This is a genomic window from Brevundimonas sp. UBA7506 (assembly GCF_002479495.1).
Taxonomy (GTDB): domain Bacteria; phylum Pseudomonadota; class Alphaproteobacteria; order Caulobacterales; family Caulobacteraceae; genus Brevundimonas.
Genome location: NZ_DLNQ01000010.1, coordinates 275,896 through 299,949, shown reverse-complemented (window position 1 = coordinate 299,949; position 24,054 = coordinate 275,896). Strand labels below are relative to the sequence as shown.

22 protein-coding genes and 1 pseudogene are annotated in these 24,054 nt (G+C 68.9%); 13 read left to right on the top strand and 10 right to left on the bottom strand.

Features of this window, described 5'->3' with window-relative positions; translation table 11 throughout:
• Positions 1-95: 95 nt before the first annotated feature.
• The 3 genes from B3K53_RS10415 to fliI are packed head-to-tail and all read right to left on the bottom strand — an operon-like array spanning position 96 to position 2,968.
• Positions 96-1,148, bottom strand: coding sequence for an endo-1,4-beta-xylanase (locus B3K53_RS10415; protein ID WP_292084188.1), 1,053 nt, complete (start codon positions 1,146-1,148; stop codon positions 96-98).
• Positions 1,149-1,154: 6 nt separating this feature from the next.
• Complete coding sequence (locus B3K53_RS10410; RefSeq protein ID WP_292084187.1) at positions 1,155-1,568, bottom strand: flagellar export protein FliJ; 414 nt, start codon at positions 1,566-1,568, stop codon at positions 1,155-1,157.
• 56 nt (positions 1,569-1,624) lie between these two features.
• Entirely contained in the window at positions 1,625-2,968 is a 1,344-nt protein-coding gene (gene fliI / locus B3K53_RS10405) for a flagellar protein export ATPase FliI (protein WP_292084186.1), read from the bottom strand.
• A gap of 201 nt (positions 2,969-3,169) precedes the next feature.
• Between fliI and B3K53_RS10400 the strand changes: the two genes are divergently transcribed.
• Positions 3,170-4,663: a methyl-accepting chemotaxis protein gene (locus B3K53_RS10400; protein ID WP_292084185.1), complete on the top strand. Its 1,494-nt coding sequence runs from the start codon at positions 3,170-3,172 to the stop codon at positions 4,661-4,663.
• Positions 4,664-4,794: 131 nt separating this feature from the next.
• Here the strand turns inward: B3K53_RS10400 and B3K53_RS10395 are convergent, their stop codons facing one another.
• On the bottom strand, positions 4,795-5,700 hold the full coding sequence (locus B3K53_RS10395) for an EamA family transporter (protein ID WP_292084183.1): 906 nt from the start codon (positions 5,698-5,700) through the stop codon (positions 4,795-4,797).
• Positions 5,701-5,787: 87 nt separating this feature from the next.
• On the opposite strand from B3K53_RS10395, the gene B3K53_RS10390 reads away from it, so the two are divergent.
• On the top strand, positions 5,788-6,267 hold the full coding sequence (locus B3K53_RS10390) for an Lrp/AsnC family transcriptional regulator (protein WP_292084182.1): 480 nt from the start codon (positions 5,788-5,790) through the stop codon (positions 6,265-6,267).
• Here B3K53_RS10390 and B3K53_RS10385 read toward each other — a convergent pair.
• On the bottom strand, positions 6,203-7,267 hold the full coding sequence (locus B3K53_RS10385; RefSeq protein ID WP_292084181.1) for an alpha/beta hydrolase: 1,065 nt from the start codon (positions 7,265-7,267) through the stop codon (positions 6,203-6,205). The two genes, B3K53_RS10390 and B3K53_RS10385, sit on opposite strands and share 65 nt — an antisense overlap.
• Before the next feature lie 138 nt (positions 7,268-7,405).
• On the opposite strand from B3K53_RS10385, the gene cysK reads away from it, so the two are divergent.
• The 3 genes from cysK (at position 7,406) to B3K53_RS10370 (ending at position 10,251) form a co-directional block, all read left to right on the top strand.
• Positions 7,406-8,386, top strand: a complete 981-nt coding sequence (cysK, locus tag B3K53_RS10380) for a cysteine synthase A (protein ID WP_292084180.1) — start codon at positions 7,406-7,408, stop codon at positions 8,384-8,386.
• Between the two features lie 58 nt (positions 8,387-8,444).
• Positions 8,445-9,659, top strand: a complete 1,215-nt coding sequence (locus B3K53_RS10375; RefSeq protein ID WP_292084179.1) for a DUF2336 domain-containing protein — start codon at positions 8,445-8,447, stop codon at positions 9,657-9,659.
• A 163-nt stretch (positions 9,660-9,822) separates the two neighbouring features.
• Positions 9,823-10,251, top strand: coding sequence for a MucR family transcriptional regulator (locus tag B3K53_RS10370; protein ID WP_292084178.1), 429 nt, complete (start codon positions 9,823-9,825; stop codon positions 10,249-10,251).
• Between the two features lie 237 nt (positions 10,252-10,488).
• Here the strand turns inward: B3K53_RS10370 and B3K53_RS10365 are convergent, their stop codons facing one another.
• The 3 genes from B3K53_RS10365 to B3K53_RS10355 all read right to left on the bottom strand — a co-directional run bounded on the left by B3K53_RS10365 (position 10,489) and on the right by B3K53_RS10355 (position 13,743).
• Positions 10,489-11,607, bottom strand: coding sequence for a DUF2336 domain-containing protein (locus tag B3K53_RS10365; RefSeq protein ID WP_292084177.1), 1,119 nt, complete (start codon positions 11,605-11,607; stop codon positions 10,489-10,491).
• Positions 11,604-12,641, bottom strand: a complete 1,038-nt coding sequence (locus tag B3K53_RS10360) for a hypothetical protein (RefSeq protein ID WP_292084176.1) — start codon at positions 12,639-12,641, stop codon at positions 11,604-11,606. The genes B3K53_RS10365 and B3K53_RS10360 overlap by 4 nt, the downstream gene beginning before the upstream one ends.
• Positions 12,642-12,714: 73 nt before the next feature.
• Positions 12,715-13,743 (bottom strand): ABC transporter substrate-binding protein, encoded by a 1,029-nt coding sequence (locus B3K53_RS10355; RefSeq protein ID WP_292084175.1) that lies wholly within the window; start codon positions 13,741-13,743, stop codon positions 12,715-12,717.
• 783 nt (positions 13,744-14,526) lie between these two features.
• Between B3K53_RS10355 and B3K53_RS10350 the strand changes: the two genes are divergently transcribed.
• The 3 genes from B3K53_RS10350 (at position 14,527) to B3K53_RS10340 (ending at position 16,858) form a co-directional block, all read left to right on the top strand.
• On the top strand, positions 14,527-15,618 hold the full coding sequence (locus B3K53_RS10350; RefSeq protein WP_292084174.1) for a DUF5694 domain-containing protein: 1,092 nt from the start codon (positions 14,527-14,529) through the stop codon (positions 15,616-15,618).
• A 108-nt stretch (positions 15,619-15,726) separates the two neighbouring features.
• The gene (locus B3K53_RS10345; protein WP_292084173.1) at positions 15,727-16,398 is read left to right on the top strand and encodes a hypothetical protein; all 672 of its coding nucleotides are present in this window, start codon (positions 15,727-15,729) and stop codon (positions 16,396-16,398) included.
• 139 nt (positions 16,399-16,537) lie between these two features.
• Positions 16,538-16,858, top strand: coding sequence for a hypothetical protein (locus tag B3K53_RS10340; protein ID WP_292084172.1), 321 nt, complete (start codon positions 16,538-16,540; stop codon positions 16,856-16,858).
• Positions 16,859-16,931: 73 nt separating this feature from the next.
• On the opposite strand, the gene B3K53_RS10335 is transcribed toward B3K53_RS10340, so the two are convergent.
• Positions 16,932-18,731 carry an ABC-F family ATP-binding cassette domain-containing protein gene (locus B3K53_RS10335; protein ID WP_292084171.1) on the bottom strand — a complete coding sequence of 600 codons (1,800 nt, stop codon included), beginning with the start codon at positions 18,729-18,731 and terminating at the stop codon, positions 16,932-16,934.
• Positions 18,732-18,827: 96 nt separating this feature from the next.
• Between B3K53_RS10335 and B3K53_RS10330 the strand changes: the two genes are divergently transcribed.
• The 3 genes from B3K53_RS10330 to B3K53_RS10320 are packed head-to-tail and all read left to right on the top strand — an operon-like array spanning position 18,828 to position 20,394.
• A complete protein-coding gene (locus tag B3K53_RS10330; RefSeq protein WP_292084170.1) occupies positions 18,828-19,421 on the top strand; it encodes a hypothetical protein in 594 nt (197 codons plus the stop codon).
• 41 nt (positions 19,422-19,462) lie between these two features.
• Positions 19,463-20,059, top strand: a complete 597-nt coding sequence (locus B3K53_RS10325) for a TetR/AcrR family transcriptional regulator (protein ID WP_292084169.1) — start codon at positions 19,463-19,465, stop codon at positions 20,057-20,059.
• On the top strand, positions 20,056-20,394 hold the full coding sequence (locus B3K53_RS10320) for an SMR family transporter (RefSeq protein ID WP_292084168.1): 339 nt from the start codon (positions 20,056-20,058) through the stop codon (positions 20,392-20,394). Before B3K53_RS10325 ends, B3K53_RS10320 begins: the two co-directional genes overlap by 4 nt.
• Before the next feature lie 166 nt (positions 20,395-20,560).
• Here the strand turns inward: B3K53_RS10320 and B3K53_RS10315 are convergent.
• Positions 20,561-20,869: pseudogene (locus B3K53_RS10315) on the bottom strand (endonuclease domain-containing protein).
• 130 nt (positions 20,870-20,999) lie between these two features.
• Here B3K53_RS10315 and B3K53_RS10310 point away from each other — a divergent pair.
• Both B3K53_RS10310 and B3K53_RS10305 read left to right on the top strand, forming a co-directional pair.
• Entirely contained in the window at positions 21,000-21,470 is a 471-nt protein-coding gene (locus tag B3K53_RS10310; protein ID WP_292084167.1) for a YcgN family cysteine cluster protein, read from the top strand.
• A gap of 54 nt (positions 21,471-21,524) precedes the next feature.
• Positions 21,525-23,939 carry a PAS domain-containing protein gene (locus B3K53_RS10305; protein WP_292084166.1) on the top strand — a complete coding sequence of 805 codons (2,415 nt, stop codon included), beginning with the start codon at positions 21,525-21,527 and terminating at the stop codon, positions 23,937-23,939.
• Positions 23,940-24,054: the final 115 nt, after the last annotated feature.

The window sequence follows — 24,054 nt, the reverse complement described above, 5'->3', positions numbered from 1 at the left end:
CCAGTCGTCTTGGCTTGGCCCATTGCGCGTGATCTCGCCCCCTCCACCATGCTTCGCATGGTCCCCCTCCCCCGCTTCGCAGGGGAGGATCAAGGTCAGGTTTTGAACGCCGCCTCGACCGCCGCCGCCAGGGGCTTGGGCCGGCCCAGGGCGTCGAACAGCAGGGGCTGGTCGCGCCCGTCGTCCTCGGGCGGGCGTCGCAGCCAGCTGTCGGTGTCGCGCAGGCCCCAGGCGGTGAAGGCGAAGCGTTGGGCGGGCGGCAGGGCCATGAAGGCCTCGGCCAGTTCGACCACGCGGGCCTTCTGCTGGGCCAGCTTCTCATCGCGCGAACGGGTGTCCAGGCGGCGGTCGGCCCGCAGCGAGGCGTCCAGCTCGGAGACATGAATGGGCAGGTCGAAGGCGGCCAGCTCGCGCATGAAGGACGTGATCTGACCGGCGGGGATCTCGATGTCGAGGTGCGACTGGGTGCCCAGACCGCCGATCGGCGCCCCGGCCTTCAGCAGGCGCTCGACGGTGCGCAGGAAGGTCGCGCCCTTCCTCGGATTGTTCTCGAGGTTGTAGTCGTTGATGAACAGGACGGCGTCGGGCGCGGCCAGCTTCGCCTGCTCGAAGGCGCGGATCATATAGCCGTCCTGGCCCAGGCGCTGGCTCCACAGACAGTCGCGCAGGCCGTCGCCGTTCTCGGCCACCGGCTCGTTGACCACGTCCCAGCCGACGGCCTGGCCGCGATAGCGTCCGGCGACGGTGGCGATCCAGCGGTCGTAGTCGGCCTCGAACCGGGTCTGATCCAGGTCGTGGAAATGCGGGTGATCCTGAGCGTACCAGATCAGGGTGGTGCCATAGAGACGCAGGCCATGGTCGCGGGCGAAGGCGGCGATGCGGTCGGCGGCCGAGAAGTCATAGCCGCCGGTCGGCGACAGGATCCGCTCCATCTTCATCTCCCACTCTGGGGTCAGCTGATTGAAGTGGGTGCGGACCAGATCGACCCATTGCGGGTCGTCGAACTGACCCGTCATAGCGCTGAGGCCGACGGGGAAGGGGGCGGTCGCCTTGAGCGGGGCGATGGTCAGCGGCGGCGCCGGCGGTTCGGCCGAGCCGCAGGCGGCCAGGGCGAGCGGCGTCGCGAGGACGGCGCGGCGATTGATCATCGGGCGTCAGCCCTCGGCACGACGGCGCAGACCCATTTCGTCGAAGGCGGCGGTTTCACGCTTGGCGGCGGCGATCAGCTTGTTCAGCCGGGTCGTCTCGGCGACGTGCTCGAACTTCTTCAGCTCCTCGAAGGCGCTGGTCAGAGCGTCGCGGGCGCCTTCCTCCTCGGCGGAAACGGCGGCCACCAAGCCCTCGGCGTCGGCGCGTTTCAGCGCCCAGCCCTTGAGGTAGGCTTGCAGCATCATGCCCGACGACGGGTCCAGGCGGGCGTTCTGGCGCTCGATCTCGACCTCGGCGTCGAGGACGGCGACGCGCATCTCGGCCTCGGCCTTGCGAGCCGCGACCTCGGCCAGACGCTTCTGCAGCGTCTCGACCTCGTAGTTGGAGATGCGGATCAGGGATTGGGCCCAGGCGGTCATGGCGTCACGATGCGGTTGCGGGGGTTAATACTTTGGAACGACGGTCGGCGAAGGCCCTAGGGGGCGACCATGCCCTGGTTGAGGATGGCCTCCAGCCGCACGAAGCTCTCGTCCAGACTGGTGTGGTCGTCCTTGTCCTGGCCCAGGAAGTCCTCGAGCGCCGGGTTCAGGGCGATGGCGCGGTCGACGATGGGGTCGGCCCCGCTGCGATAGGCGCCGATCTTGATCAGCTCTTCCATATTGGCATAGGCCGACAGGCACTGGCGGGCGCGGCGGTTCAGTTCGCGCTCGGGCGGGGTCTGACAGCCGGGCAGGGTCCGGCTGACCGACTTCAGCACATCGATGGCGGGGAAGCGGCCGCGCTCGGCGATCTTGCGGTCCATGACGATGTGGCCGTCGAGGATACCGCGCACGGCGTCGGCGATGGGCTCGTCATGGTCGCCGCCGTCCACCAGGACGGTGAACAGGGCGGTGATCGGCCCGGCCTCGGTGCCGTCGGGGCGGATCGGGCCGGGGCCGGCGCGCTCCAGCAGCTTGGGCAGTTCGGTGAAGACGGTGGGCGTATAGCCCTTGGTGGTCGGCGGCTCGCCCGCGGCCAGACCGATCTCGCGCTGGGCCATGGCGAAGCGGGTGACCGAGTCCATCAGGCACAGGACTTCCAGCCCCTGATCGCGGAAGTATTCGGAGACGGCGAGCGTCATATAGGCCGACTGGCGCCGTTTCAGCGCCGGTTCGTCCGAGGTGGCGACCACGACCACGGCGCGGCGCAGGCCCTCCTCGCCCAGGGTCTCCTCGATGAATTCGCGGACCTCGCGGCCCCGCTCGCCGATCAGGCCGACGACCACCACGTCGCAGGTGGCCTGCTTGGCCAGCATGGACAGCAGCACCGACTTGCCCACGCCCGAACCGGCGAAGATGCCGAGGCGCTGACCCCGGCAGGTGGTGGTGAAGACGTCCATCGAGCGCACGCCCAGGTCCAGCCGCTCGCCGACCCGGCCGCGCGAATGGGCCGGCGGCGGCGAGGCGCGCAGGGGATAGGGCGCAGGTCCTTGCGGCAGGGGGCCGAGGCCGTCGATGGGCTGGCCGAAGGCGTCGATGATGCGGCCCAGCCAGGCGGTGGTGGGGCGCACGCTGGCGGCGGTGTCGATGATGCGGATGTCGGCGCCGGGGGCCACGCCCTCGACCGGGCCGAAGGGCATCAGCAGGGCCTTGGCGTCGCGGAAGCCGACGACCTCGGCGGGCAGGGGGGCTTGGCCGCGCCGCTCGATCTCGGCCCGGGCGCCGACGGCCAGACGCGACAGGCCGCCCCGGGATTCGATCAGCAGGCCGCTGACGCCCGCCACCTTGCCGGTGACGACCAGCGGGTCGATCGCTTCAACGGCGGCGACGAGATTGCGCAAACACGGGGCCCCTCAGGCTGCGATCGGGTCGATCCGAACGCCGTGCCTTACCCATTAACGAATGGGCCATCGTGGTTAACGAGCGGTGAAGCCGGCCTACGGGAATGCCCTTATGCTGGGCCGCAGGAAAACTAAGGTTTCAGAATTTACATTTCACGATCAGTGGCGTCATCAGCAAGTCATCGCCAGGGAGCGGGCTGGATGTTCGGCAAGGGTCGTGAGAAGCGTGACGTGGAGCAGAAGCTCCATGACCTCGACAGCAAGATGGCCGCGATCGGCCGATCCCAGGCGGTGATCGAGTTCGATCTGGACGGCCGCATCCTGGACGCCAACGACAACCTGCTGACGACGATGGGCTACAGCCTGGACGAGATCCGGGGTCAGCATCACCGCACCTTCATGGATCCGACGGAGGCGGCTGACCCCGCCTACGCCGCCTTCTGGCGCGACCTGAACGCCGGACGGTTCGTGGCGACGAAGTTCCGGCGTCTGGCCAAGGGCGGGCGCGAGGTCTGGCTGCAGGCCAGCTACAACCCGGTCATGGGGCCGGACGGCCGCCCGGCCAAGGTCATCAAGCTGGCGGTCGACATCACCGAGGCCGAACAGGAGTTCGCCCGCCGCGAAGCCGAACGGCTGAGCGCCGAGGCGGCCCAGAACGCCCTGGTCGAGGCCCTGGCCGGCAGTCTGGCGCGTCTGTCGGACGGCGACCTGACGGCGCGCATCGAGCGGGAGATGAGCGGCGCCCACGGCCAGGTGAAGAATGATTTCAACAACGCCGTCGAATGCCTGGGGCAGACCCTGGCCCAGGTGCTGCAATCGGTGGCGGGTCTGCGCGGCGGCTCGGATGAAATCTCCAGCGCCTCGGACGACCTGTCGCGGCGCACCGAACAGCAGGCCGCTTCGCTGGAAGAGACCGCCGCCGCCCTCGACGAAATCACCGCCACGGTGAAGCGCAGCGCCGAGGGCGCGCGTCAGGCCGCCGCCGTGGCGGGCGAGGCGCGCGGACAGGCCGACCGCTCGGGCGCGGTGGTGCGCGAGGCGGTCGCCGCCATGGACGGCATCCGCAAGAGCTCGGACCAGATCAGCGACATCATCGGCGTGATCGACGAGATCGCCTTCCAGACCAATCTTCTGGCCCTGAATGCGGGGGTCGAGGCGGCGCGGGCGGGCGACAGCGGCCGCGGCTTCGCCGTGGTGGCCTCGGAGGTGAGGGCCCTGGCCCAGCGCTCGGCGGAAGCGGCCAAGGAGATCAAGACCCTGATCTCGGCCTCGGCCGTGGAGGTGGCGCAAGGCGTGAAACTGGTCGGCGAAGCAGGGGCCTCGCTGGACGCCATCGCCGGCAAGGTGGGCGAGATGGACGCCCTGGTGGCCGAGATCGCGGCCTCGTCCCAGGAGCAGTCGTCGGGCCTCAGTCAGGTCAATGCGGCGGTGAACCAGATGGATCAGGTCACCCAGCAGAACGCGGCCATGGTCGAGCAGAGCACGGCGGCCGCGCTCAGCCTCAAGACCGAGGCGGAGGGTCTGGCGCGGCTGGTCGGGCGCTTCCGCACAGGGCAGGAAAACGGCGGCGTCGTGCGCGAACTGGCGGCTGCGCCTCGTCTTCAGTCCGGACCTGCACCCGCGCTGGACAGCCAGCGGACGCGGCTGCGCGCCGTGGCCAACGGCGGCCTGTCCGAGGCCTGGACGGAGTTCTGATGCCTTAGAAAACGCGCTGGATCGCCAGCCGCATCACGACGGCGAGGACCAGGCCGAAGATCAAGCCGACGGCGATGTTGCCGACCGGCGTGCGCAGGCAGGCGAGCAGGGCTTTCATGGGCGTCGGCGCGTCAGGCGGGCGCGCCGGGCTCGGCCGGAGCCTGGCCCCTTGGAGCGGTCAGGACAGCGCCGATCGAGGCGGCCACGATGCAGCCGATGGCCAGCCACTGAAGAGAGCTGAGCTGTTCATGCAGCAGCACCATGCCCGCCATGGCGCCGATAGCCGGTTCGACGCTGAGCAGGACGCCGAAGGTGCGCTTGGGGATGTGGCGCAGGGCGATCATCTCCAGCGAATAGGGCAGGGCGCTGGACACCAGGGCGACGCCCAGACCCATCAGCAGGACCGCGGGCGCCAACAGGGCCAGACCCGCCGCAGAGGCGCCGAAGGGCAGGATGACCAGGGCGGCGGTGCTCATGCCGAGGGCCACCGACTGACCGGCGTGCATGTGCGACAGCCGCTTGCCGAAGACGATGTAGAGGGCCCAGCACAGGCCGGCGAAGGCGGCGTAGGCGACCCCGACCGGGTCCAGCCCCTCGATCCCGCTCCAGATCGGCAGCAGCATGGCCAGACCGCTGACGGCCAGGCCGACGAGCAGGAAATGCACGACCTTGCGCGAATGGATCAGGGCTAGGGTCAGCGGGCCTGCGAACTCAATGGCGATGGCCAAGCCAAGCGGAATGGTGCGCAGCGCCATGTAGAAGCTGAGGTTCATCAGGCCCAGGACCAGGCCGTACAACAGCACTCGACCGGCGTCGGCGCGGGTCAGGCGGAACCGCCATGGTCGCCAGATCGCCACCAGGACCAGGGCCGACAGGCCGACGCGCAGGGCCGCCGTCCCCTCGGCGCCGACGAGCGGAAACAAGCCCTTGGCGAAGGAGGTCCCGACCGCCAGCGACACCATCCCGCCGACCAAGGCGAGATAGGGCAGGGCGGCCGAAAGGCGCGGCGAATTCAGGTGCAGGCTCAGGGAGGACATCGGCCGGGAACCTAATGAAAAGCCGTCTGTGTTTCTCGCTGAAATCTGCTGATAGAATGCCAGAAAACTGCGCCAGGATGAATACAGATGCACGAAACCGTCACGCTCGACGATTTCGACCGAAAGCTGCTGGACCTGGTCCGGCGCGACAACCTGCAGCCCGCGCGGGTGCTGGCGGACAAGGTGGGGCTGTCGGAATCGGCGGTGTCGCGCCGCCTGCGCCGTCTGCGTGAGGAGGGCGTCATCATCGCCGACGTGGCGGTGATCGACGAAGGCCGGCTGGAGCGCGCCCTGACCATGCACGTCCTGGTCGAGATGGAACGCGAGGGGACGGCGGTGCTGGACGCCCTGATCGAGAGCCTGACCGCCCGACCCGAGGTCCAGGCCGCCTGGTATGTGACCGGCGAGACTGACTTCGTCCTCTATGTCCGCGTGCCGACCATGGAGGCCTATGAGGTCTTTACCCGTGAGGTGCTGAACGACGACGCCCGGGTCCGGGCCTTCAAGACCCTGATCTCGATCCGGGAGGTTCTGCCCTTTGACCCGGCGCGGCGGGGGCTGGGTTGAGGGGCACGGCGTGGCGGTTGAGGAAGGCGGCGCTGCGGTCCAGGGCGGTGCGGGCGTCGGCCAGGTCGAGGTTGAACTGATACTCGTGCGCCAGGGCGGGTTGATGATCGGCGGGATAGAAGAGGGCGTCGACGGCCACGCCCCTGTCCCTGGCGACTTCGGCCAGACGCGATGACTGGGGCGTCAGGGGGTCGGCGTTGCCGCCCGAGATGAAGATGGGCGGAAAGGCGGGGCTGAGGTGACGGATGACCGACATCTCGCCGACGCGCGGATCATCCTGAAAGTCGCGACGGCCCAGGTAGGCCCAGACCACCGTGCGGATGAAGCCGGCCATCGGCCCGTCCATGTCGACGAGCGCCGCGTCATAGGCCCCGCAATGCAGGACGACGCCGCGCAACTGCTTCGGCGTCAGGCTGGGCTTGATTCCTGTCAGGCGAGCATAGGCCGGGTCGACGGTCAGGTTGGCGACCTGGGCGGCGATCTGGGACCCGGCGGAATCTCCGGCCAGGAAGATGCGGTTGCGGTCTATGCCCAGGGTCTCGGCGTTGGCGTCCAGCCAGCCCAGGGCGGCGTTCACCTGACGCACCGGGGTCGGGTAACGCGCTTCGGGGGCGATGGTGTAGTCGACGCTGACCGTGGCGAAGCCGCGCGCGGCCAGGATCTTCAGGTAGTTGCCGATCTGACCCTTGTCGCCCGACACCCAGCCCCCGCCGTGGACCCAGACGACGACGGGCAAGGGGCCGTCCGGCGCGGCGCCTGCCGGGGGGAGGTAGAGGTCCAGCCGTCCGTTCCGGTCCGCCGGATCATAGGTCAGGTCCAGCTGCGAGCGGACCCCTGCCGGGACCCGTTCGGCCAGGGCGGCGTTGGTGCGAGCCGAATCCTTGTCGAAAGCCTGGCGCACCAGGAGCGCCGAGGGCCAGGGGCTGAAGCGGAAGGCTGCGGCTCCACCCGCCGCCAGCAGTCCGAGGATTACAAGAATCGACAGAACCAGACGCTTCATGGCGGCATCTCCTTGACGCTCCATTCTAGCATCCGCGCTTCGTCTAAGGCAGGGCTTAGAATTCCTGTGCGGCGCGATCTTGCCTCGGGCGTATAAGGGCTGTCACTTAGGCTGAAACCGCCGAACGGAGCCCTCCCCATGTCCGACACCGCCTATGACGCCAGCCGCCACAAGAAGGCCGGGCGCGGCCGGGTCTATGACAGCATCATCGACACCATCGGCGACACGCCCCTGGTTCGGCTGCCCAACCTGACGGCGGAGCATCAGCCCAAGGCCACGGTTCTGGCCAAGCTGGAGTTCTTCAACCCGATCGCCTCGGTCAAGGACCGCATCGGCGTGGCCATGGTCGAGGCTTTGGAGCAGGCGGGCCAGATCAAGCCCGGCTCGGTGCTGATCGAGCCGACCAGCGGCAACACCGGCATCGCCCTGGCCTTCGTCGCCGCTTCCAAGGGCTACAAGCTGATCCTGGTCATGCCCGAGAGCATGTCGATCGAGCGTCGCAAGATGCTGGCCCTGCTGGGCGCAGAGCTGGTGCTGACCCCCGCCGAGCAGGGGATGAAGGGCGCCATCGCCATGGCTCAGGACCTGCTGGCCCGCACGCCCGGCGCCGTCAGCCCCTCGCAGTTCGAAAACCCCGCCAATCCGGTCATCCATGAGGTCACCACGGCCGAGGAGATCTGGAACGACACGGCGGGCGCGGTGGACATCGTCGTCGCCGGCGTCGGCACCGGCGGCACCATCACCGGCGTCGGCCATGCCCTGAAGGCCAAGAAGGCCTCGGTGAAGATGATCGCGGTCGAGCCGACCGCCTCGCCCGTCCTGTCGGGCGGCGCGCCGGGCCCGCACAAGATTCAGGGCATCGGCGCCGGCTTCATCCCGACCATCGTCGACCGCGGCGTGATCGACGGCGTCGAGCAGGTCTCCAACGAGGACGCCTTCGACATGGCTCGCAAGGTGGCGCGCGTCGAAGGGGTTCCTGTCGGCATCAGCTCGGGCGCGGCCCTGACGGCGGCCTTCCGTCTGGCGGCGCGGGACGAGAACGCGGGCAAGACCATCGTCGCCATCATCCCCAGCTTCGCCGAGCGTTACCTGTCCACGGCCCTGTTCGAGGGGCTGTAAGGGCCGGACAACTCGCCCTCATGCGCGGTTAACCCGCTCGCGCTAGGGTGGCGCCACCATGTCCGTTCCGGCCGCCATTCCTGACGAATACGTCCCGACGGGGGCGTCGAAAGCGCGCCAGACGCTGTTGCGGCGGCTGGCTGACGTCGTCTGTCTGCCCGCCAGTCGGATCAACGCCTTTGAGCGGGCGGTGACGGGCGACCTGCTGGTCGAGATGCTGCGTCTGGCCCCGGTCGATGAGCGACGCCGCGTGGCCGTGCGCCTGGCGCCCCTGGCGGAGCTGCCGGACAGTCTGGCGCGGCTGCTGCTGCGCGACGAGCCGTCTGTGGCGGCCCCCCTGATCGAGCAGTGCGCCTCCCTGACCGACGTCGACCTGATCGGCTGCGCCCGCGACGCCGGGATCGAGCATCGGTTGCTGATCGCCGAGCGACGCGGCCTGTCGGAAGTGGTCACCGAAACCCTGCTGAGCTTCGGCGAAGACGCCGTCGTCGAGGCGGTGCTGAAGAACAGCTCGGCCCGTCTGGCCCAGGTCGCCATCGAGGGCGTTGTCGCCCTGAGCCGTCAGAGCCGCGCCCTGTGCGCGTCACTGTTGAAGCGCCCTGAACTGCGGCCGTCGGGCGCCTATGTCATGTTCTGGTGGTGCGGGGCCGAGGAACGCCGCATCGTGCTGCAGCGCTTCGCGGTGTCGCGCGAGGTCCTGCAGGACAGCGTCGAGGACCTGTTCGCCGTAGCCGCCGCCGAAGGCTGGTCCGACCCGGTGACGCGCAAGGCCCTGCAGTTCATCGAGCGACGGCAACGCAATCGCGCCGCCATCGACAAGAGCCCGTACAGCGGTCTGGAAGCCGCCGTCGCCGCCGCGGGGCAGGGCATGACGCGCGAGCTGGTCGGAGAGATCGGCTATCTGTCGGGCGTCAAGCCCCTGACCTCGGCCAAGATCATGGGGGACGCCGGGGGCGAGCCCCTGGCCATCCTGTGCAAGGCCACCGGCCTGTCCCGGCTGGACCTGCAGACCCTGTGGCGGGCCATGCGCCGGCCCGAACTGACGGCTGACGGCGAGGTCCATCCGGACTGGGAGCGGGTGCAGATCACCTATGAGATGCTGGCGGTCGACCGGGCCCAGACGGTGCTGCGTTACTGGAACTGGTCTTTGTCCTCGGCCCTGACGCCGGCCCTGCTTCGGGCGATCCGCGAGGGCGACGAAGAACTGATCGACGAATACTCCGCGCCCGAGCGCGCGGCGATGCTGGCGCTTGCAGATAACTTCGGTCGCTGAAGTGCGACGACTGAATTCAGTGCAGATGAGTAGAAGAATGCGCCTGCAGGGCGCGGTTCTATGCTTGCATTGCCATATTCGACAAACATACGTATGAAACCAACCTCCGACGGGTCGGGATTGATCAGTCGAACGTGTTTGGCTCCTGCAACAGGCGACCCCCATGGAAGAAAAACCCGAACTGCTGGAAATGACGGCGGACATCGTGTCGGCCTATGTCAGCAACAACACCGTCTCGGCTGACGCTGTGCCCGGCCTGATCGCCCAGATTCACGCGGCCCTGTCCGGCGTGTCTTCGGCGCCGGTGGAAGTCGAGCCCGAGCCCAAGGAACCGGCGGTTCCGGTGCGCAAGTCGATTACGCCCGACTTCCTGATCTGCCTGGAAGACGGCCGCAAGTTCAAGTCGCTGAAGCGCCACCTGCGCACCAAATACAACATGAGCCCTGAGGAATACCGGGCGAAGTGGGGCCTGGCCAAGGACTATCCCATGGTCGCCCCGAACTACGCCAAGGCCCGTTCGGACCTGGCCAAGCAGATGGGCCTGGGCCAGGGCGGCCGCAAACCGGCCCGCGCCACCCGCGCCAAGAAGTAAGACCCGACCTTTCAGGTCGGATGCAGCGCCCGTTCTCCGAAAGGAGGGCGGGCGTTTTGTTTTGCGCCGTTTTTCCCTCCCACTTGGGGGAGGGTGGCTGACGCGAAGCGTCAGACGGGTGGGGGCGCTCCGGCAAGTCAGACCCTGCGTTCGGTATCGCCACGCCCTCCCCACCCGGTCGCTGCGCGACCACCCTTCCCATGAAGGGGGAGGGAGAGGCGTTGCGCCTCTGGGTCTTTACGCCGCGTGCATGGCCTTGCGCATGCGCCAGAAGCGCAGGGTGCGCTGGGCGGCCTCGACGGTCAGGTCGTTGTACATGCCGGCGTAGGCGCGAGCCTTGCCCATGGCGTCGCCGTCGGTGTTGAGCAGGACCACGGCATAGGTCAGGAACAGGGCGCGATCCAGGTCGGCGGCCTTGCAGACCACGGCCAGGGCGTCCAGTTCGCGCCGCTCGACGATCTGGCGGGCGGTGTGGAAGTCGATGTCAGCCAGTTGCGACAGGGCGATCAGGAAGGAGGTCCGGCTGCCCGAGCGCAGGAAGCGGGCCAGGACCGGCGGGGTCAGCTGGCTGGCGACGTTCAGTTCCTCGACATAGGCCAGGCTCTCGGCGTAGTCGGGCGGCAGGGCGCCGTCGTCGGTGGCGACGCGGGTGCGTCCGGCGGCCAGGGCGCTTTCGAGCAGCGCCGGATCCATGCGGGCGTTCTGTTCCAGAATGCGCTGACGCAGGCGGGCCTCGACCTCGAAATACATCTCGTTGAGCAGGTCGGCGGGCAGGCTGGCGCGCTCGACCGTGGGGGCGTGCAGGGCCGGGTTGGCGCGGGCGCGCTCGACGGCGGCCTCGCAGGCGGCGCGCGACATCTGGGCGCCGTCGTTGCCCAGCAACACGCCCAGGGTCTCGTCGTCGCCGCGTTCGACAATGGCGTCGGACACAGCCTCGGACACCGAGGCGCGCTGGCTGACGGCGCGGATGTGGCCCTGGCCGCGCGATCGGATGACGTGGATCAGGTCGGCCTCGGTCAGGACCGGCGAGGCGCGCAGCACCGGATGGGCCACGGACTCCGCCTCGTCGTTGGCGAGGCGGCGGATCAGTTGTCGCGGGGCGTCCGGAGCGGCGGCGAAGCGCTCGGCCAGTTCGGCGCGGACCGCGACCTCCATGGCGTCGGTCAGGTCGCTGAACACCGCGCCATAGAGGGCGGTTTCGGCCTCGGTGCGCTCGGCGGCGCCGAAGAAGGTGTCGGTCAGTTCGCGCAGCAGGGCGCGTCGCTTCTCGCTGGAGGGCTCCTTGGCGAGGGCGATCAGGTCGGGCAGACGCGAGTCGGCGTCAGTAGCCGGGGGCAGGGCGGCGCCGTCGCTCATGGCAGGATCGGGTCTTCGTTGGCGGGCAGGGCCTGGAGACGGCCGTTCGCGTTGCGGATCAGATTGGGGGCGGCCGGCGGTTCGGCCAGGTCAGTCGAGGCGGGCGTGGAGCTCAGTTCCACCGGCAGGGCGTCCAGATAGACCGGCGCGGGCAGGGGGGTGGCGTCGGGCTGGCGTCCGGCCTGGCGGTGGACCGAATAATAGCGGGCGCCGCCGTCCGCGGCAGGCGCGGCTGCCTGGGCCTGCGGTTGGGCCGGCTCGGACGGGGCCGGTCTTTGCAGTCGGAAGATCGGTGCGTCGCGACGCGGCGCCATGGGGTCGGCGGCGGCCTCGGGCGCGGGCGCCTCCGGGAGCGGGGCCTCGACGACCGGCGCGGCGGCGACCGGGGCCGGCGCGGGCGTCGGCTCCGCGCGCGGCGCAGGGGCGGCAGGCATCGGCCGTGAGGGCGCGGGGCGAGAGATCGCTACCGGCGGCGAAGGCGGCGCAGCCTCGGCGGTCTCCGCGAAGTAGCCGGTCGGCGTCCCGGAAGCGGGGGCTGGTGCGGGAGGCGGCGCGGGCGCGATGGCGCGCGTGCGGCTCCAGGGGGCGGGGGCAGGCGCAACGACCGGCGCGGGCTGGGCCGCCGGGGCCTCGACGGTCGGGGCGGGCTGCGGCGCATAGGCAGGGGCCTGGGAGCCGATCCAGGCGCTGGCGGGCGTCAGGCCCTGACGCGAAGCGGCGCTCAAGGCGGGCGCGGCGGCGGGGGCGGGATGGCCCCCGTGTGGAATGATGGGCGGACGGCCGGGCGAGGATGCGGCGACGACGGGCGCGGCTTCGGCGACCCCCGCGGCCTCGGGCGCCGGGGCGGAGGGGGCGGGGCGGTAGGCGCGACCCGGCCAGGACAGGTAGCGCAGGCCGGCGGCGTTGGCGCTGGAGGGTGCAGTCGACTGGGGCGCAGCAGACTGGGGCGCAGGCGTCTGGGCCGCGGCGGGCGCGGCCAGGCCCAGGGCGCAGGCCCCGGCGGTCAGGATGGCGGTGATCGGCGGGCGTCGCACGGACGGCCTCCTGCTGCGGTCGGCGTTCAGTCGGCAGACTAGGCGCGCACGACTTAATCCGCTGCTAACGCGCCTAGCCGCGACCGGGCAGGTACTGGGTGGTGAAGGCCTCGCGCCAGTCGGGGGGCGAGGGATAGGCGGCCTCGGTCTGTTCGGCGAAGGCCTGCCAGCGGTCGGGGGTCATGGTCCCCAGGCCGTAGAGGGCCGCGTCGCCGCCGTCGACCACGGCCTCGGTGCGCAGGCTGTCGCGCACGGCGTTGAGTAGCCGCTGGTTCAGCTCGGGGTTGGCGCGGCGGATCAGGGCGTCGCCCTTGGACCCGTCGCCGTGGACATAGTCGCGCCAGCCCTCGACCGAGGCGGCGATGAAGTCGCGCAGGGCCCGGGCGTTGTCGCGGGCGAAGGCATTGGGGGCCAGAACCAGGCCGGCGTACGAGGGATAGCCGTCGTCGGCCGGGACCAGGACGCGCGGCTGGAACCCGGTCTCGCGCGCGATCATGGAGGGATCGCCCGTCGTCAGTCGGCCGACCAGAACTGATTTCGGGTCGTCGCGGAAGGCCTTGAGGTTGTCCTCCGGCGTGCCGGGGCGGACCTGATCGGACGCCAGTTCGAAGCGGGCCCGCAGCCAGTTCCAGAAGCCGGCCTGGTCGGCCGGGCTCATCAGGATGGGGCGGTCGCGCAGGGCCGACAGGGCCTCAAGCGGCTGGTTGGGCCGGGCCATCAGGACCACGGGGTCCTTCTGCAGGAAGGCGGCGACGGCCTTGACCGGGGCGCGGTCGGCGATCAGCCGCATGGGGGCGAAGCTGTCGACGCCGATCGCCAGTTCCACCGCGCTGGCGGCCAGCAGGGCGGGGACGTCAGCCCCGGCGGCGCCGGTCAGGATTTCGACGTTCAGGCCGCGCCGCTCATAGGCCCCGGTGGCGATGGCCTGATAAAAGCCGCCGTGAGCGGCGGTGACCGGACCCCCGGCGGCCACGCGCAGGCGAACCCGGCCGGATTCGTCGACCGGGGCCTCGGCGCGACCACAGGCGGACAGGGTGCTGACGGCGGTCAGGCCGGTGGCGCCCAGCAGCAGATTGCGGCGGGAGAGTCGGTCGAAGGTCATTGAGGGATGGTTTAGGCGGCGGCGGCGGACTTGGAAAGGTCGGCGGCGCCGCACCGCACACTGGAACCAGGCCAGGGGATTTTGGCGAGCGGAATTGAGCGAGGGGACGCGACCCTGGCCGAAGCCCGGTCACGTCCCCTCGCCAAGTCCGGGTTGGACCTGGCCGTTCGGGTCAGGGCCTGGCCTTTTCTCCGAAGCGACGATCCGCATAGGGACGCGAGCGTCCGAACCGATTTCGCTGCGGCGCTTTCGGGCGAACCCGGCGGCGTCGGCTGGTCTCCTGGCGGCCCCTGGTCGTGTCGGGCGCGTCGTCGGGACGCGTCGTCTTCGATCCCGGCCTGGTTCTCCGTGATCCCCGCGCCGAGGCGCTGAAGGATCGGGAGCCTGTGGCCCTGCCTCGGTGTCTCCGCGTCCTCCGAAGAGGTTTTGGGACCCTGGGTCAGAGAGCCGGACCGGTTCGCTTGAAACCCTCTAACCCATTGCTGGATCTTGGATTTCCGCGCCGCCGTGTCCCGTTGGCCTGTTGACGTTCTCGCGGAATCCGCTATTCGGCAAGCGCCCGAATTCGGCTGGCTGTGCGGAATCGTCCCGGCCCCGGTGGGCAAGTCTGTGGATATCTGTGGACGGACGGAATTCGCATTCGCGGATCAAGGGTTTGCGACTGTCCACAGGAAAGCGACCCTTGGCGTTAATGAGCGGGATTTAACGGGGCGGCGGACCGGATTCGCTTTAATGGCTGCGCTTGCGTCGTCGACGGCGCGTCGATCCCTCAAGGCTGTTCCCGTGATTTCCTTCCGCTCCACCGCCGGTCTTCTGGCGCTCGGCCTCGCCCTCGCTCTGACGGGGACGGCCGCCGCCCAGACCTATCGTCCCGCCTTCCACCCGGATCAGCTGAAGGGACCGCCCGTGGGGCCGCTCAATCAGGTCCTGGTGGTGGGCTCGCCCCACCTGGCCCAGATGGGCGGGACGGTGAAGGCCGAGATGCTGACGCCGCTGCTGGATCGTCTGGCGGCCTGGGCGCCCGAAGTGATCGCCATCGAGAACGTCTCGGGCCTGCAATGCGACGCCATGCGCCGCTATCCGCAACGCTACGCCATCTCGATCAGCGACTATTGCCCGGACGTCAGCCACGCCGGCCAGCAGGCCGGGCTGGACGTCCCGGCGGCCAACGCCGAGGCCGAGCGCCTGCTGGCGGAATGGCCCGCCGCGCCGAGCCCCGAGCAGCGTCGCCGTCTGGCGGCGGTCTTTCTGGCGGCGGGCGAGCCGACCTCGGCCTTCGTTCAGTGGCTGCGCCTCAACCCGGGCGAGCGCCGCGAGGGCGAGGGGCTGGACGCGACCCTGGTCGCCCAACTGAACAAGCAGATCGACAGCATCAACGAGAGCGATTCCGTCGCCGCCGTCCTGGCCGCGCGGCTGGGGCTGGAGCGGGTGTGGAGCGTCGATGACCACTCGGCCGATCGCTATCCGGCGGACATCAAGGGCTTCGTCCGGGCCATCCGCCAGGTCTGGAACAATCCGGCGAGCGAAGAGCGCAAGACGGCCGAGGCGCCGTTGGACGCCGGGCTGTCGCAACCCGACGGCCTGATGAACCTCTATCGCTACTACAACAGCCCCGAGGCGATGCGCCGGGCCTATGAGAGCGACTTCGGCGCGGCCCAGAAGGACCCCTCGCCCGAGGGCTTCGGCCGCATGTATCTGGCGTCCTATGAGACGCGAAACCTGCGCATGGTCGCCAATATGCGCGACGTCATGGGGGTGAAGCCCGGCGTGAAGATGCTGACCCTCGTGGGCGCCTCGCACAAGGGCTATTACGAGGCCTATCTGAACCAGATGCACGACGTGGTGCTGGCGGACGTGAACGAGGTCCTGCGTTGATAGAGGCGTGACGCAAGGGGGCGGCCGACCGACCGTCGGGCCGTCCTCGCGTCTCCCGGCTGACAGGACGGGCGGGTCTGCTATCGTGGCCCCGCACGGGGGTGGCGCATGAACGTCCTGACCATTCTGCGATCGGTGGAGGAGCTTCTGTATGAAGTCATCTCCTGGCTGCTCTTCTATCCGCGCACCCTCTGGATGACCGTGATGCGGCCGCTACGGACGATGCGGTATTCCGACAGCGAGCAGCGCGACCGGCCCGAGCAGCAGTATCTGGAGACCCTGAGCCCGCCGCTGTTTCTGGTGCTCAGCATCCTGCTGGCCCACGGCGCCGAGCTGGCCTTCGGGCTGGACGTCGAACAGGGAACCTCGGCCCTCGGGCGGCTGGTGACGGGCAACGAGCAGGCGCTGCTGGCGTTCCGGGCCCTGTTGTTCAGCCTCTATGCGGTGATCTTCGCCTGGCTGGCGCTCAAGCTGACGGGCAAGCGGATCGACCGGGAGAGCCTGCGCGCCCCCTTCTTCGCCCAGTGCTATCTGGCCGGGGCGACCGCCATCCTGATCAGTATGGGCAGCATCGGTCTGCGTGCGAACAGCGATCTGACCGTCGCGGCGGGGGGCCTGGTCATTGCGGCGACAACGGTCTGGTACATCGCGGTCGAGGCGGTCTGGCTGCGCCGCGAGTGCGGCCGAGGCCCGGTCGCGGCGGTCGCCATCGCGCTGGCCGCCTATGCCGGGGCCTCGGCCCTGGTGTTCAGCCTGGGGCTGATCGTGGCCTGGCGGTAGGGGCCGCTTTCGGGGCGCAGGATGAGGTCTGCTTTCGACCCATTGCAGAACTTTGTCACTACGCTAGGCTGCTGGATCGACCAACGGCGATCCCGCAATCCTGGTTGGATGCGTCGGTGCTTGCCTGGGTGTGCCGTCATTGCTGAAGTTCACGCGCAAAGCTCGATCACCCATCGTGGCCAAAGCCGTTTTCTCGGTGCTTTGGCCTACGCACGCCAATTACGATCAATTCCGTGCCTTGAGCGACGACGAATTGCCGCGAACGTTAGACGGCTACATTTCGATTTGGGGGCCGACCGAGGATTACGTTGATCGGGGCGGAGGCGAGTTCGTCCGAATTCCATTCGATCCGCAGCTCATGGCGGCCTGGTGCCGATCCGAGCATGCGAAGATCGATGAGGCCGCCAGAGCCGCCTATGCACGCTACCTCCTTGATACGAAAATTCGTCCTCGACGCTAGCGGATCATCAAGCTCCCAACTTCAGCTTTCCACCCTTAGCGGCCTTCTGAATTGTCCGCTGCGGACCGCTGTCCTAACCCGCCAGGGCCGCCTTCTTCTCTTCCAACTCCAGCCAGTCCAGTTCGGCGGCTTCGAGGTCGGCGCGGGCCTTGTCGGCGGCCTTCATGGCGCGGTCGAAGGCAGCGGGGTCGCGGGTGTAGAGGCTCTGATCGGCGAGGATGGCGTCCTGCTTCGCGATCTCGACCGGCAGGGTCTCCATCAGCTTCTCGACCTCTTCCAGACGGCGGGCGTCTTTATACGAAAGCTTGACTGACTTCTTGGGCGCGGCGGCGACCGGGGCAGGGGTCTTGGGCGCGCTCTCGGCGTGGGTCGGGGGCGGGGCGAGGAAGGTGGGGTTCTGGCGCAGGAAGTCCTGCCAGCCGCCGGGGGTTTCGACGATGTCGCCGCGCCCGTTCATGGCGATGGTCGAGGTGGCCAGGCGGTCGACGAAGTCGCGGTCGTGGCTGACCAGGATCAGGGTGCCGTCATAGCCCTCGAGCAGCTCTTCCAGCTTGTCGAGGGTGTCCATGTCCAGGTCGTTGGTCGGTTCGTCGAGGACCAGCATGTTGGCGGGCTTGGCCAGGGCGCGGGCCAGCAGCAGGCGGTTGCGCTCGCCGCCCGACAGGGTCGAGATCGGCTGGCGCAGCTGGCTTTCCTGGAACAGGAAGTCCTTGGCGTAGGCGGCGACGTGCTTGGAGAAGCCACGCACGATGATGCTGTCGCCGCCGCCGGGCGTCAGGGCGTCCCACAGGGTCATGTCCGACTTCAGCCCCTCGCGCGACTGATCCAGATAGACGGGCTCCAGATTGGCGCCGAGGCGGATGGTCCCCTCGTCGGACGCCAGCTCGCCCAGCAGGGTCTTGACCAGGGTGGTCTTGCCCGCGCCGTTCGGGCCGACGATGGCCAGACGGTCGCCGCGCATGACGCGGGTGGTCAGGTTCTTGAAGATGACGCGGTCGCCGAAGACCTTGGTCACGCCCTTCAGCTCGGCCACCAGCTTGCCCGACACCGCGCCGGAATCGACGCCCAGATAGAGGTCGCGCGGGACGTCCTTCATCTTCTCGGCGCGTTCGGCGCGCAGGGCGGCCAGGTTGCGGGCGCGGCCCTCGTTGCGGGTGCGCCGCGCGGTGATGGAGCGGTAGAAGGTCTCGGTCTCGCGCTCGATGGTCTTGGTCAGCTTTTCGAGGGCCAGGGCCTCTTCTTCCTGAACCTTGGCGGCCCAGTCGTCGAAGGCGTCGAAGCCCTTGTTCAGGGTGCGGACGCGGCGGTTGTCCAGCCAGTGGACGGTATTCGTCACCTTGTTCAGGAAGGCGCGGTCGTGGCTGACCACCAGGACGGCGAAGCGGGCCTGAACCAGCTCGTTCTCCAGCAGTTCGATGGCCAGGATGTCGAGGTGGTTGGTCGGCTCGTCTAGCAGCAGGACGTCGGGCTCCTCGGCGAAGGCCTTGGCCAGCGCGGCGCGGCGGGTCTCGCCGCCCGACAGGCCCTGGGTCGACTTGGACGGCGACAGGCCGAAGGTCTCCAGCCAGCTCTCGGCGGTCCAGCGTTCGGCCCCGCCCGAGGCGGCGTAGTCCAGAACCGTCTCGCCGGTGATGTCGGGCTCCTGGGGCACATAGGCGAAGCGGGCGCCGGCCTGGACGGCGCGGTCGCCGCTGTCGGCCTCGATCAGGCCTATGACGATCTTCATCAGGGTCGACTTGCCGGCCCCGTTGCGGCCGACGACGGCGGCGCGGCTGCGCGGCTCGACCGCCAGGTCGACCCCGTCGAACAGCGGGCGCTGACCGTCCTGCAGACGGACATCCTTGAGGGCGACGAGGGGGGGACGAGCAGCCATGGGCGGCCATATAGCGACTGACCGCCGGTTCGGCCATCGGCGTTGACGCTTCCCCGGCGAATGGGTGTAGTCGCCGGACCGAGACGGAGAGAGCAGATGGATCTGAGTACGTCCGCACGGGGGAACGGCGGCCCGAAGAAAGGACCAGGCCGCGGCTGGTACGCCCTGGCGGTCCTGCCGGCGATCTGCGGCTTCGCCGCGATGGTCGCGGTGCTGTTCGTCCAACTGTCGAAGTTGGACGACGGGCTGGAGCAGATCGTGGTTCCGGGCGCTCGCGAACTGAGGTTGGAGCCGGGTCAGCACACTGTTTTCCTGGAATACCGCAGCGTCGTGAACGGCCGGGTCTTTCGCACCGACGAGGTGTCTGGCCTGACCGTCCGGGTAGAAGCGCCGGGCGGGGCGCCGGTGGAGGTGACCGCACCCATGGGCAGCGCCCACTATTCGCTGGGCGGACGTCAGGGGGAAGCGATCAACGTGTTCCGCATTGAGCGGGCGGGGACCTATCGCGTATCGGCGGACTATGAGGGGCGGATCGGGCCGCAGACGGTGATCGCCGTGGGGCGAGGGTTCCTGAAGCTGTTGTTCACCACTGTTCTGATCGCGCTAAGTGCGGCCTTTCTCGGCATGATCTTGTCGGGGGGCGCGGTGATCGGCGTCTATCTGGCGCGCCGACGGGCGCGACAAAATTGACAGGGACTTGATTGCTACCGTCCAGTTGGTATGTAAACGACATGGACGCTCAGACCCGCCGCCGCGCGCCGGAAGCCACCCGCGCCGAGATCATCGACATGGCCATCGAGGCCGCCGCCGAAGAGGGGGCGACCGGGCTGAAGCTGGACGCCGTGGTGGCGCGCCTGCCCTTCAGCAAGGGCGCCTTGCTGCATCACTTCCCGACCAAGCTGGCCCTGCTGGAGGGGGTGATCGACCACCTGGCGTCGGAGATGACGGCGGCCATCCTGGCCGAGGCGGCGCGCGATCCCAACCCCTATGGCCGCAATGCGCGGGCCTATCTGCGGGCGACGGTCAACGAGCCGGTGACCGAGCGCGACGTCAGCATCGGCCGGGCGGCCCTGGTGGCCTGTGCGGTGGAGCCGAGCCTGATTGTTCGCTGGCGGGCGGCGATGCGGACCCTGGCCGAGGACGATCCGGTCGATCCGGCGGGCAAGGACGACGCCCTGATGCTGCGGCTGATCGCCGACGGCCTGTGGATGAGCGACCTGTTCGGCACCCATGAGGTGTCGCCGGAACAGCGCAAGGCCCTGCTGTCCCTGCTGACGCCGGGCAGCATCCTGACCGAGGCCCAGAACGAGCTTGAAGGCGGCGAATGAACCCCGTCACCTGGGCCGCCCTGCTGGGCGCCATCGGCTTTGAAGTCATGGGCACGACCCTGTTGCAGCAGTCGCAGCAGTTCACCCGGCTCTGGCCGACGGTCGGGCTGGCGCTGTGCTACGGCCTGGCCTTCTACCTGCTGACCATTGCGTTGAAGCAGATGCCGGTGGGCCTGGCCTACGCCATCTGGAGCGGGCTGGGGGTGGTGCTGATCTCGGTGATCGGCCTGTTCCTGTTCAAGCAGAAGCTGGACCTGCCGGCGGTGATCGGTCTGGTGATGATCGTGGGCGGGGTGGTGGTGATCAACCTGTTCTCGAAGAGCGTGACGCACTGAAACTTCAATCCTCCCCTGCGCAGCGGGGGAGGGGGACCGCCGTAGGCGGTGGAGGGGGCAAGCGTCAGGCGCGGCGCTTTGATTGTCTAAACTCCTGCCGGTTTCCGCCCCCTCCACCATGCTGCGCATGGTCCCCCTCCCCCGTGAACGGGGGAGGATCGGGAGGCTAGCGTGTGCGGGACAGAACCAGCGTCCAGACGGAATGAGCGACGGCGTCGGCATCGCGCAGGACATCGGCCGCAGAGTACCGGATGACTTCGATCCCTTGTGAACGCAGCCAGGCGTCGCGTCGGTCATCGTGGGCGGGCGTTTGTCCTGTGCCGTGGATCAGGCCGTCGACTTCGACCGCCAGGCGCAGGCGGGCGCAGTAGAAGTCGAGGATTTAGGGGCCGATCGGGTGCTGGCGACGAAAGTTCGGCAGGCCGTCGCGGCGTGGTCGCAGCCGGGTCCAGAGGGCGGCTTCGGGCGCGGTCATCGCACGACGCAGACTCCGGGCGCGTTTTTCTGTAAGGAGCGGCGCTCTCATGGCTCAGCGTATGCACAGTTCCGCCCCCTCCACCATGCTGCGCATGGTCCCCCTCCTCCGCTGCGCAGGGGAGGATTGAATGGAACGTCCCTTCTGGGAAACAACACCGCTGACGGAGATGTCGGCCACCGAGTGGGAAAGCCTGTGCGACGGGTGCGGCCTGTGCTGCGTCATTCGCTTCGAGGACGAGAACACCGGCGAGATCGTGCCGACGCGGGTGCACTGCAAGCTGTTCGACCCGGACCGCTGCACCTGTTCAGACTACGCCAACCGGCAGGAGCACGTGCCGGACTGCATCAAGCTGACGCCCGGAAAGATCGGGGGGCTGCGCTGGCTGCCGCCGTCGTGCGGCTATCGCCGGGTGCATGAGGGGCGGGGACTGGCCTGGTGGCATCCGCTGGTCTCGGGCGATCCCGAGACGGTGCATGCCGCCGGGGTCTCGATCCGCCGCCAGACGATTTCCGAGACGGCCCTGGCCACCGAGGAGGACGCCCTGGACTTCGAAGCGCCGGAATGGATGGTCGAACGCGGGTCGAAAAACCCCGGCTGATAACGTTTCGTTCGCCCGTATCGGCGAGAAGGAAGGCTACGGGAGGGGTCGCCTTTGTCATTCACCACCAAGAGCATCGAGGCGCTCGACGCCCCGGCCGGGCCGTTTCACCGGCTGGTCGATCTGGCGGCGACGATGTTCGACTGCCGGGCGGCGGTGGTGACCCTGCTGACGCCGACCGAGGCCGTCATCCGTTCCAACGCCGGTCTTTGCTCCTCGCGGACGCCGCGGGAGAATAGCCTGGCGCCCCTGGTGACCGCGATGGGACGCGGGGCGGTGCTGGTGATCCCCGACACGACCCTGGACCCGCGCGTCAACGGCCACCCCATCGTCACGGGGCACGCCAATCTGAGGTTCTTCGCCGCCGCGACCGTGTGCGGGCCGGACGGCGCGCCGATCGGCGCCCTGAGCGTCCTGCACGACCACAGCCTGCCGATGCCGAGCGATCGGGAGCAGGAGCAACTCAGGCTGCTGGCCGGCATGGCTGAAGACATCATCGCCGGCATCGAGGCCGCGCGCATCCGCGACGAGCGTCTGGAGACCCTGCGGCTGGTCGAGCAGATGTCGGGCGTCGGCCACTGGCGGCTGGAGCGCAATACCGGCGTCGTCGAGTGGTCGGACGAGGTCTATCGCATCCACGGGGTCGAGCGGGACAGCTTCGATCCCAATCTGGACAGCGCGCTGGACTTCTATGTCGAAGGCGATCGTCAGGCCCTGACCGAGATGATCCAGCGGGGACTGGAGGACGGCGAGGGCTATATGGCCAAGCTGCAGATCGTGCGGCCGGACGGCGAAGAGCGGCGGGTCCTGACCCACGCCGAGACCGAGGTCGACGAGACGGGGCGGGTCGTCGCCATGTTCGGCGTCTTCCAGGACGTCACCGAGCAGGAAAAGGTCCTGGCGCGCTCCCGGCGCGACGAAGGCCGCTATCGCCTGCTGGCCGAAAACATCGGCGACGTCATCACCCGCGTGAAGATGGACGGGTCGAGCAAATATATCTCGCCGGCCATCCAGCAACTGCTGGGCTGGACCTTCGAGGAGATGAGCGGGCAGTCGACGGACTATGTTCACCCGGAGGACCGCCATCTGGTGCTGAAGGCCATCGGCGAGGCGGTGAAGACCGGGACGCCGACACGGCTGGAGCACCGCGCCGTGCACCGCAAGGGTCACACCATCTGGGTCGAGTGCACCTTCAAGGCCTTGAAGGACGAGAACGGCCATGTCGACGACGTGGTGGTGGTGATCCGCGACATGACCCAGCGGCGGGTGCTGGAAGATCAGGTCATCGAGGCCAAGGAGCGGGCCGAGAAGGCCGCCCAGGCCAAGAGCGAATTCCTGGCCAACATGAGCCACGAACTGCGCACGCCCCTGACCAGCGTGATCGGCTTTTCGGGCCTGTTGCAGGGATCGGAGGCCCTGCCTCCCGAAGAGCGGACCTATGTGGAGCGCATCGCCACGGCGTCGGAGGCCCTGCTGGGGGTGATCAACGACATCCTCGACTATTCCAAGCTGGAAGCGAACGCGATCGAGATGGATCCCGAGCCCTTCCAGGTCGCGGCCCTGGTCGATGGGGCGGCGGCCATCGTCGAGGGCCAGTGCGTCGCCAAGGGCTTGAGCCTGAAGGTGGTGGCTGACGCCGCCATGCCCGAGGTGCTGACGGGCGACGCCGGACGGTTGCGTCAGGTGATGCTGAACTTCCTGTCCAATGCGGTGAAGTTCACCGGCAAGGGCGGGGTGACGCTGCGGGTCGGCGGAGCGCCAGACCCCGACGGGCGCTGGCGGCTGCGGGTGGCGGTGACGGACACCGGCATCGGCATCCCGGCCGAGAAGATCGAGGTCCTGTTCGAGCGGTTCTCGCAGGCCGACGCTTCGACGACACGGGTCTATGGCGGCACGGGTCTGGGGCTGGCGATTTCGCGGCGGCTGATCGAGATCATGGGCGGCGAGATCGGCGTCGACAGCAAGCCGGGCGAGGGGGCGACCTTCTGGTTCGAGACGCCTCTGATTCAGGGCGGGTCGGCCGCCGGTCTGACCGGCGGCGATGACGAGATGGCGGCGTCGGGCGGTCTGGCCGGCGGGCGCATCCTGATGGCCGACGACGCGCCGGGGAACCGGGAACTGGTCAGCGCCATCCTGCGCGGTCTGGGACTGGAGATCGACACGGTCTGCGACGGCGCCGAGGCGGTGCAGGCCATGCAGTCGGGCAGCTATGACCTGGTGCTGATGGACGTGCACATGCCGGTCATGGACGGGCTGACGGCGACGCGGGAAATCCGACGGATGCAGGCGGGGAGCGGGCATCGCACGCCGATCCTGGCGCTGACGGCCAACGTCCAGGCGGACCAGGTGGCGCGCTGCCTGGACTCGGGCATGGACGGGCATCTGGCCAAGCCGATCCAGATCCCCGAACTGGCTGGGGCGCTGGCCCATTGGCTGGCGGGCGGCGATCCGGCGGCGCTGGCGAGCTAGGCTCTTCTGATCCTCCCTTGTCGCGCAGCGACGGGGGAGGGGGACCGCCGCAGGCGGTGGAGGGGGCGAGGGGCGCGCGCTGCTCTCGAGCCATCTGAGCGCCAGTCTGTTTTTC